Annotated in this window: 13 protein-coding genes and 1 pseudogene; 10 read left to right on the top strand and 4 right to left on the bottom strand. The window is 31.3% G+C overall.

Annotated features, from left to right (window positions below; genetic code table 11):
• The 4 genes from ABDH49_08360 to ABDH49_08345 all read right to left on the bottom strand — a co-directional run.
• Positions 1-353, bottom strand: a 353-nt coding sequence (locus ABDH49_08360) for a chordopoxvirus fusion protein (GenBank protein MEN3046967.1), incomplete at its 3' end; no start/stop codon positions are given.
• A 310-nt stretch (positions 354-663) separates the two neighbouring features.
• Positions 664-1,191 (bottom strand): RNA 2'-phosphotransferase, encoded by a 528-nt coding sequence (locus ABDH49_08355; protein MEN3046966.1) that lies wholly within the window; start codon positions 1,189-1,191, stop codon positions 664-666.
• Entirely contained in the window at positions 1,181-1,648 is a 468-nt protein-coding gene (gene sixA / locus ABDH49_08350; protein MEN3046965.1) for a phosphohistidine phosphatase SixA, read from the bottom strand. Before sixA ends, ABDH49_08355 begins: the two co-directional genes overlap by 11 nt.
• A gap of 24 nt (positions 1,649-1,672) precedes the next feature.
• Entirely contained in the window at positions 1,673-1,903 is a 231-nt protein-coding gene (locus ABDH49_08345) for an Lrp/AsnC ligand binding domain-containing protein (GenBank protein MEN3046964.1), read from the bottom strand.
• A gap of 332 nt (positions 1,904-2,235) precedes the next feature.
• Between ABDH49_08345 and ABDH49_08340 the strand changes: the two genes are divergently transcribed.
• The 10 genes and pseudogenes from ABDH49_08340 (at position 2,236) to ABDH49_08295 (ending at position 8,422) form a co-directional block, all read left to right on the top strand.
• Entirely contained in the window at positions 2,236-2,799 is a 564-nt protein-coding gene (locus ABDH49_08340) for a hypothetical protein (GenBank protein MEN3046963.1), read from the top strand.
• 44 nt (positions 2,800-2,843) lie between these two features.
• Positions 2,844-4,418: pseudogene (locus ABDH49_08335) on the top strand (cbb3-type cytochrome c oxidase subunit I).
• 11 nt (positions 4,419-4,429) lie between these two features.
• Entirely contained in the window at positions 4,430-4,717 is a 288-nt protein-coding gene (locus ABDH49_08330) for a hypothetical protein (GenBank protein ID MEN3046962.1), read from the top strand.
• Positions 4,718-5,179: 462 nt separating this feature from the next.
• On the top strand, positions 5,180-5,383 hold the full coding sequence (locus tag ABDH49_08325; protein MEN3046961.1) for a hypothetical protein: 204 nt from the start codon (positions 5,180-5,182) through the stop codon (positions 5,381-5,383).
• A 79-nt stretch (positions 5,384-5,462) separates the two neighbouring features.
• A complete protein-coding gene (gene coxB / locus ABDH49_08320; GenBank protein MEN3046960.1) occupies positions 5,463-6,077 on the top strand; it encodes a cytochrome c oxidase subunit II in 615 nt (204 codons plus the stop codon).
• A 59-nt stretch (positions 6,078-6,136) separates the two neighbouring features.
• Positions 6,137-6,313, top strand: a complete 177-nt coding sequence (locus ABDH49_08315) for a hypothetical protein (GenBank protein MEN3046959.1) — start codon at positions 6,137-6,139, stop codon at positions 6,311-6,313.
• A gap of 201 nt (positions 6,314-6,514) precedes the next feature.
• Entirely contained in the window at positions 6,515-6,877 is a 363-nt protein-coding gene (locus ABDH49_08310) for a UbiA family prenyltransferase (GenBank protein MEN3046958.1), read from the top strand.
• Positions 6,878-6,939: 62 nt separating this feature from the next.
• Positions 6,940-7,125, top strand: a complete 186-nt coding sequence (locus ABDH49_08305; GenBank protein MEN3046957.1) for a hypothetical protein — start codon at positions 6,940-6,942, stop codon at positions 7,123-7,125.
• Positions 7,126-7,733: 608 nt separating this feature from the next.
• Positions 7,734-8,156 (top strand): c-type cytochrome, encoded by a 423-nt coding sequence (locus tag ABDH49_08300; protein ID MEN3046956.1) that lies wholly within the window; start codon positions 7,734-7,736, stop codon positions 8,154-8,156.
• 50 nt (positions 8,157-8,206) lie between these two features.
• Complete coding sequence (locus ABDH49_08295; GenBank protein MEN3046955.1) at positions 8,207-8,422, top strand: CDGSH iron-sulfur domain-containing protein; 216 nt, start codon at positions 8,207-8,209, stop codon at positions 8,420-8,422.
• The last annotated feature ends 297 nt before the right edge of the window (positions 8,423-8,719 follow it).

Below are 8,719 nucleotides of genomic sequence, written 5' to 3'. Positions count from 1 at the left end.
TTTGATATCTTTTCACACTTTCTAATAAACTTATCAATCAACTTCTTTGAAAGCTTTGACTTTGCCTCACCTATCAAAACATACTCCCTACCATCCCTTTTTACCCTTCCGTAAATATTCACCTCTATGTACTCACCATTTATAAAAATAAACTCCCTTTTAAGTTTACCAATAACTTCGATATTATATTCCCTCTTCAAAATTTCAGGAAGCCACCCTATCGCTCTATCTTCAAGAACATAACCAAAAGCATGTGATAAACCACCAAGTTCTTCCTTTGTCTTTTTATGCTCACCAATAAGCTTTCTAAGCTCCTCCTCAGTCTTTTTAATTGCCTCAGCAAGCAAGCTCATAAACCTTTCGTTCGGTTTTATTTTGCGCCTCTGCAAGCTCATTAATTCTTTCTTCTGTTCTTCTCTGCGCTTCCGTGAGTTCTGTAACAATTTTTTCAAGATTACCAACCCTCTCCTCTGTTTTCTTTTGTGCTTCTGCAAGCTTTTTTATTATACCTTTTATCTCTACAAGCTCATTATGAATTATATCTTCTTTAAATACTTGAAAAGCTTCATATATAGGAAGCCTTATATTTTCAGGAAGTTTTTCTATAATCTACTCTAAAGACCTCATATTTTAATCATAAACCACATCTATCTAAATTTTCGATCAAACACTATTTTCTACTTTTATAAATTCTGGAGGTAAAAATTCGCATAAATAGACATCACCTGCTTTAAAGAATTTTACTCCGGAATTATAGGCATCTTTTGAAAGAATTATAAGTATAATTGGACTTTTATCATGCCTTCTACCAACTCTTAGGGCCTCCTCTTTATTAACTGATAGGTGAACATATTTTCTGTTCATCGGCTTTAGCCCTTCTTTTAATATCCTCTCTAAATTTTTTCTACTTGTTCCGTGATATAGAATCTCTGGCGGTACCACCTCTTTATACTCTATCTTTATAAAACTATGTCCATAGAGAGCCCTTATTTTATTTCCCCTTATCTCAAATCTCTTTTTACCACACTTTTTTAAAAGCTCAAAAATTTCATCTTTATTTATTTTTGCTTTCTTACATAGTTCATCAATATCAGCAAAACCTTCACTATTTAAACTTATTCCAAATTTTGCTGGGTCATGCCTTAAGATATACGAGAGCTTCTTACTTAATCTTAAAAGTCTATCTCGCAATCTCCGGCGTTATAAAAAGTTTTACATAAAACTTTTTCTCTTCTCTTAAAAGGATAAGACAAGAAGAATATCTAAATTTTATAATTTCTTTATCTTGATTATTTACTATAAGTAGTGAAGTTAACTTTGAAAGATGGGGAAGATGACCAACAAGCATAATGTTACTTTCCTCTTCCCTTAACCTTTCTGCCCAAAATACTGGACTATCTAAAGGCAAGAGATTTTCACCCTGAATAATTTCCTTTGGAGGGTTTAAGATTTTAGAAAATATCTCAGCAGTTTCCCTTGCTCTTACCTTTTCACTGTGTATTATTAAATCAGGTTTTAAATTTATATTTAGGAGAAACTCTGCAACTTTTTTACTTTCCTCTTTTCCCTTTTCAGTTAAATGTCTTTCAGGATCCTCTATCTCACTTTTTGCCTCACCATGTTGAACTAAAAAAAACAGCCTCTCCATTTTAGCCAAAGTTTAACTTATTTTCTAATCCAATGCTATACAAGTAATTGTTCTCTGAACTCCGTTAATTTTTTGAATTTCATTAACTATAAGAGAACCTAAGGATTTTAAGTCATCAGCAGAAACATAAAGTATTAAATCATGAAGCCCTGTAACAAGATGTGCTTCATGGACACCTTTAATCTTCCTTACGTTTTCGAGAACTTCCATATGCTTACTTGCTTCTACATTAACAAGAATAAAAGCTTTTACCATAATAAACCTCCTTTTGAAATTTTATTACATAAAAACGATCTTTTTCAAAAAATAATAAATCTAAATTATTACCTTGATTTTTTAAAATTATTGTAGTATTATAATAAATACAAATTTTGTTCTATTCTAAATTTAGAAGATAATTAAACTATGTTTTTTATCTTGATGAATCTTTTTTCTATAGTGAAACAGTAGGAGTCGAGGAAAAGATAGAATCTTACGTTCCCCCGGAGACTCTCTTTATAGATTCAGAGGGCAAAGAGTTTACACTAAGTTATTTACTAAGTGATAAAAAACCTTTAGTTCTCATCCCTATATTTTTCAAATGTAAAATGATTTGCCCCTTAATAGTTCACGAATTTCTGAAAAATCACGAAAAAATTTCCTTTAAACCTCAAAAAGACTACTACGCTATATTTTTCAGCTTTGATCAAAATGAAAACCTAAACGATCTTAAAATTTTTGAAAGAGAACATCTTCTCTCTTTAAAAGATAATCCCTACGGCGAAGGCCTTAAAACTCTAATTTTAAAAGATTCTATAAACCTTTACAAATTAGTTGAATCTATAGGTTTTAAATTTAAGAAAGTTAACGGAGCATTTGTACACCCCTCTGTGTTTGTATTTGTTTCCCCTAATTTGAAAATTACAAGGTATATATACGGACCAAGCTTTTTGCCGCTTGAACTTGAACTTGCTATCCACGAAACCTCTGAGGGTAAACTCGGCAGTATAAGAGTTAAAGCCACAAAGTTTTGCCTTAGCTACGACCCTAAGGGAAGAAAATATGTCTTTAACTTTATTAAAGTCTTTATGATTTTCTCCATTATTTTCGTAATATCCTTTGCTATATTTTTAGCCTTTTGGGTCAAATCGGACAAAAGGAGAAATAGATGAATAACTAAAAGCCCTACTACAGCGAATTATCGAGATTCAAAGGTATCTTTGCCTGGATCTTCTCAACAGATCATAAAAGAATAGCAATACTTTATCTTGTTACTATCTCTGTATTCTTCCTAACTGCTGTTTTAATCGGTCTACTAATGAGAATTGAACTAATGAAAGCAGGCAAACAGATCTTTGACTTAAGAACATACAATCAACTTTTTACACTACATGGTGTTATGATGATATTTCTATTTGTTATACCTGTTATCCCTGCTATAATGGGAAACTTCTTTTTACCGATACTTATAGGAGCAAGGGATGTTGCCTTTCCTAAGTTAAATCTCTTGTCATGGTGGATATTCTTAACAGGCGGAATAGTAGCCCTAATATCACTCCATACAGGTAAGGGATTTGCAGATACAGGTTGGACCTTTTATGCTCCCTACAGTTTAAAAACAGGGACAAACGCCCACTTAGCTGCCCTATCTGCCTTTATAATAGGTTTTTCCTCAACTTTAACAGGTCTTAACTTTATCGCCACAATTTACAGATTAAGAGCTAAAAATTTCAAGTGGTTTAACCTGCCTCTTTTTGTTTGGGCAATATACTCAACTTCTTGGATACAAGTTATTGCCACTCCTATCGTTGGCCTTATTTTATTTTTAGTTATTATTAAAAGAATTTTTAACGTTGGTATTTTTGACCCCGCGCGTGGAGGAGATCCTCTTATGTTCCAACATATTTTCTGGATTTACTCACACCCTGCCGTATACATAATGATACTGCCTGCAATGGGTTTAATTTCAGAGATAATACCAACTTTTGTAAAAAGGAGAATATCGGGATATAAACCAATAGCTCTTTCTTCTATTGCTATCGCCTTTATAGGATATTTAGTTTGGGGGCACCATATGTTCACAAGTGGTATGGCGGATTTTGCTAGGATAATCTTTTCACTTTTGACGTTTCTTGTTGCTGTCCCTTCAGGTGTTAAAGTTTTTAATTGGGTCGCCACCTTATATAAGGGCTCCATAGATTTAAAATCTCCTTTACTTTTTGCCCTGGCCTTTATATTTCTCTTCTCAATAGGTGGTTTATCTGGGTTAATTAATGGTGCTCTTGCAACAGATTTACATATACATGACACCTATTTTGTTGTTGGTCACTTCCACTATACGATGTTTGGTGGAGTAGGCTTTGCATTTTTTTCTGCCCTTCACTACTGGTATCCTAAAATGTTTGGTAAAATGTATAATGAAAAACTTGCAAAGTTTTATTTCTTCCTCATTTTTATAGGCTTCAATTTACTTTATTTTCCCAAATTTATATTAGGTATCCAGGGTATGCCAAGAAGATACTTTGATTACTTACCTCAGTATGAACCCCTTCAGTTTATTTCAACAATTTGAGCCTTTATATTGGTTCCAGGCATTTATCTAATGGTCTTTAACTTTATCTATCATTTATTTAAGGGAGAAAAGGCACCCGATAATCCTTGGGGAGGTGTCACGCTCGAGTGGACTATACCCTCACCGCCGCCACACGAGAACTTTAATTTTGAGGTTGTTGCACCCTCTGACCCCTATGATTTTAAGAAAATAAGAGAAAAAATCTTATCTTATAATTAAGTTAACTTAAAATGGAAAAAGCCTTATCACATACGGGACACCTTCATAAAGATGTAACAGGTGCCAAGATGGGGATGTGGCTTTTTCTCTTTTCTGAACTTCTGTTTTTTGGCCCCCTATTTCTTTTTTATTCAGTTTATAGGTTCTCTTTTCCAAAAGAATTCTTAGAAGGTTCTAAGAAACTAAGTCTTGGCTTTGGACTAGTAAATACCTTAATTCTGTTAACAAGCAGTTTAACTGTCGCACTTTCTATAGCAGCTCTTGAAAGGGGTAAAAAAGGGAATCCCTCATATTTTTAGTTATTACAATAATTCTTGCTACTTTATTTCTTGTTAATAAGTATTTTGAATGGAAAGCAAAATTTATAAAGGGAATCTATCCAGGTTCACAAGCTCTTTTATCAAAGGCAAGTGGTCCTGCTGCCTTTTATAACTTATACTATGTAATAACAGGTATACATGGACTTCATGTTGTGATAGGAGTCTTTGTTTTCTTTTTTATTTTACTTATTTACATAAAGGAACCATGAATAAAAATTTTGCTTTGGGGATCTGAAATTGAAAATCTAAGAGGAAAAGAAATCGTAGGTATCTTGATAGATAAAAATGTAAAAAAATAAGTATAAACGTTAAATTAGAGGAAAATGCGCTAAATTTAAAAAGATTGATACTACAAAACTTTTCAACGCTGGTTTATACTGGCACTTTGTAGATATTGTTTGGATCTTTATTTTCCCCTTTTTATTTAATTGGTAGATAAAAATGAAAAGTAGGGAAAATGGATATTTAGTTTACTTTTTAACTTGGCTTTCTTTTGTAATACTCACTATTTTAACTGTAACTGTATCTTTTGTTGAATTCCCTATTCCCTCAATAGTTATCACTATAAAAATTGCAGGTTTTAAATCCACCCTTGTTTTACTTTTTTTATGCACCTTAAATATGAAGATAGAATTTTCAAAATAATGCTCCTATTTTCAATTTTCTCTTTCACAATTATTCTTTTACTTTTATTTTCAGATTATCCCTTTAGGTTTAATCTAAAATGAGCAACTTTACAAAAGATGTAAATAATGTCTTTCTGTTTATAGGCGGAATAGGTTTTGTCCTTCTTTTTATTATTACCTTCCTAATGATACTTTTTATTTTCAAATATAGAAGCTCTAAAAACAAGGTTGCTGAAGATGTTAAGGATAATGTTATTTTAGAGATAATATGGGTTTTTGTACCTACAGTGATTGTTCTTTTAATGTTTTACTATGGTTTTATTGTCTTTAAAAAAATGAGATATATTCATCCTGATGCGTACAAAGTTAAAGTAATTGGAAAGATGTGGTCCTGGAGTTTTGAATATGAAAATGGATTTAAGGATGATACTCTCTATCTTATTTTAAACAAACCAGCCCTGTTAGAGATGAAATCTAATGACGTAATTCACTCCCTTTACATACCGGCCTTTAGAATTAAAGAGGACCTTGTTCCAGGCTATAAAACTTACATTTCACTTATCCCAAAGGACACAGGTACCTATGATTTATTTTGTGCCGAGTACTGTGGAGATTTTCATTCCTATATGATCACTAAGGTAATTGTTTTACCTGAAGAAAAGTTTTATTCAAAAATAAAGGAGGAAGAAGAAAAAAAGAGGAAAAGCCCATAGCGGAGGAAAAAGAAGAAATTATAGCTAAGGCTAACATCTTAGAAAAGGCAAAAAAGTTAATGGATGAAAATGGTTGTTTCAGTTGTCACACAACTGATGGATCAGAATTAGCAGGACCTTCTTTTAAAAATTTGATTGGTCAAAAAGTGAAAGTTATTTCAGAGGGAAAAGAAATAGAAGTATACGTTGATGAGGATTATATTAGAGAGTCAATTCTGTATCCTGAAAAAAGTTAAGAAAGGGATACGAAAATGTAATGCCTCCCTATGAATTAAAAGATGAGGAGCTCAAGTTAATTTTTGAATTTATTAAATCTTTAAAGTGAAATTTTTAAGAGTTTATCTTAATTTAACAAAGTTTAAAGTTGCTTTACTTTCAACACTTTCAGGAATTATGGGTTATTATCTTAAAAGTAAAGATCTAAAAGAACTTTTTTAATTTTTATACCACTTTACTTTTTAGCCTCTGGTTCACTTTCTCTTAATCAGTATTTAGAGAGAGAAAAGGATAAGTTGATGAGAAGAACTTGTAACCGTCCAATTGTTAAAGGTGATATTTCACCTGAAAGTGCCCTTTTTATCTCAATTTTTCTTATATCTTTGGGGCTTATCATAATACTTTTAAAATTTAAATTTTTACCCTTTTTACTTTCTTTTTTAGCCTTTTTCATTTATATTTTTGTTTATACGCCGTTAAAGAAAGTGACTCCCTTTGCTTTTTTACCTGGTTCTATAATTGGTGCCTTACCTCCGCTTATTGGTTGGGTTTCTGCAGGGGGTACATTTTTTCTCCTACTATAGTTTCAGTTTCGTTTTACTTTTTTATGTGGCAGATGCCCCACTTTATGCTTCTTTCTTATATTATGAGTGATGACTATAAAAAAGCTGGCCTTAAAACAATAGGGGACGTTTTTAGTGAAAAGGAGGTGAAGATAATAATTTTAAACTCAGTAGCTGGAACATTGCTTTTCACTTTAAGTTTTCCTCTTTTTGGAGTTACAAGAAGTAAAAATTTTCTGCTATTTTCTATCTTTACAATTTTCCTTTAATTTTTGTTATCATTTTTACAAGATGACAGTTTCAACTGAGGTTTTCAACATTTTAAAGTTTTCTTTAATAATTGCGTACGTCTCAGTCTTTATTTCTTTTTTTGCATTTATCATCTATCTTTTGGAAAACAGGAGAATACTTTTAAACTTAATATTTGAAACTGTAATCTTTTTAATTTTAAATTTAAACTTAATCATACTTTTATATTTGTTCACGAATTATAAAAACTTTAACTTTTTTCTTTATTTAATTTCGTACCTTTCGCTCAGATTAAAAAATTTATATAACAGAAAAATACCTCATGTTCTTTTTATTATATCAATCCTCTTTTTTTCCTCTTCTATCATTGTGTACTTTTTGCCAAAAAAGCTCGAATACACTCTTTCTTTTAACAACGTTTTAAGCCTTTTTGTAATCCTTACAAAGTTTCTCTCTATTCTAATTTTCTTATATACAGCTTATTATTTTGTACCTTATTTTTTTAGTATCTTTAACAGTTTACTTTTTGGACACAATCTCATTCTCAAATCTCCTTTTAACTGAATCCTATCTCAACTTAACAGTCGCATCCTTAATATTTCTATTCATCAGTTTTCATATACTGAAATTGAGGACTAAACTTATAAAACTTTTTTACGTCCTTATTTTTCTATTTCCAACTTATACTTTAAGAGATATTTCTGCATTTATTCATATAAGTAAAGAATTTTCTTCTTTAAAACCTATAGAAGTTAAAGTTGAGGAAAAAGTAGCCTTAGTAGAGCCAAAAGAAGAAAAACAGGAAGGTAAAGTTATTTACGAAAATTACTGTGTTTCTTGTCATTACTTTAAGAGTAAAGAGGTTGGTCCACCTTTAAGGGAAGTTTTGCCTAAATATAAGGGAGATTTAGCAAGATTAAAAAATTTTATTAAAAAACCCTTTAGGGTAAATCCGGAATATCCGCCCATGCCAGAATTGGGACTCAGCGATAGGAAAATTGATCTTGTCGTAATTTATATTATGGAAGATTTAAAAAAATACACTGAATAAAACTTTTTAAATGTAAAGGGTTCAACTCCCATTTTAAAATTAACTAAGCTATGAGAATAAATTTTAAAAAGAACGGACCTCTTGTTATTAACCTTGGTAAACAAAGAAAGATTAAAATTAAAAAGGGAGAAAGTTTAGAAGAAAAAGATACAAATGTTCTTTATCTATGTAGATGCGGAAGTAGTAAAAATCAGCCTTTCTGTGACGGCTCCCATAAAGAATCTGGTTTTATCGGTGATGAAGCTGAAATCGAAATTCTGGAATGATTTTTATTTATTTCTTATAAACAAAGGTAAGACAAAATGAACATACTTTTTTAATAGGTAGAATTATTTTTGGACTCTTCCACATTTATTCTGGAATTAATCATTTCACAAATCTATCAGGATTAGCAGCATATACGGCATCAAAAAATGTTCCACTACCTCATCTTGCTGTAATAATAACCGGTATTCCACTTTTTTTTAGGCGGTCTTCCAATCCTAATTGGTTATTATCCTAAAATTGGGATCCTACTATTAGCGATCTTTTATATCCCTGTCACAATAATGATGCACAATTTT

The organism is Candidatus Hydrothermales bacterium (genome assembly GCA_039630235.1).
Taxonomy (GTDB): domain Bacteria; phylum Hydrothermota; class Hydrothermia; order Hydrothermales; family JAJRUZ01; genus JBCNVI01.
The sequence above is the reverse complement of the archived record's forward strand: the minus strand, read 5'-3'. Positions and strand labels throughout refer to the sequence as shown.